The sequence below is a fragment of the Chryseobacterium sp. HNCC26DJ241 genome, from assembly GCF_057180505.1.
Genome location: NZ_JBXUGL010000088.1, coordinates 1 through 577, shown reverse-complemented (window position 1 = coordinate 577; position 577 = coordinate 1). Strand labels below are relative to the sequence as shown.

Below are 577 nucleotides of genomic sequence, written 5' to 3'. Positions count from 1 at the left end.
AATATTATAATATACTCTCTTTTTCATTACGCAGAAATCTATATAAAATTCTCTAATAACTTTTGAGATTCCTACGGAATGACAAAGATTATGTTCATTATACAAATAAATTATTGTTTTAAAGATTGTATCTCTTCTTTTAATTCTTTTAACTGTGCTTTCAACTCTACTATTCTTTCTTCATACAGTGCTTCTATTTTTTCTGTTTTTTCTTTGTTCTCCTGATATAGATTTTGCACCTCTTGATGTCCTATAGAAGTATCATAAAAATTCTGTTGATTGTAGATGTTATTAGGCGTTACATCCAGAAGCTCATACACAGGAGTTTCCAATATTTCAGCAATCTGATAAAGACGGTCTACCGTAAGTTTGGTTTCATTCTTTTCTATTTTGCTGTATGCAGCCTGACTAATGTGGAGTTCTTCTGCCATATTTTCATGAGAAAATCCTTTCTTTTTCCGGTATTCTTTTATCTTTTCAATAATGACTTCCATCGTGTCCATTACTATATATTATAATTTCAATCCCAAAAGTAATAATTTTTTCATAAAAGTTATATATACTTTCAAAAAGAATT

The 577-nt window shown here is 28.4% G+C and carries 1 protein-coding gene; it reads right to left on the bottom strand.

All coding sequences use genetic code 11. The features are described 5' to 3' along the window. Positions 1–110: 110 nt before the first annotated feature. Positions 111–503 carry a helix-turn-helix domain-containing protein gene (locus AC2A1C_RS15855; protein ID WP_484026906.1) on the bottom strand — a complete coding sequence of 131 codons (393 nt, stop codon included), beginning with the start codon at positions 501–503 and terminating at the stop codon, positions 111–113. Positions 504–577: the final 74 nt, after the last annotated feature.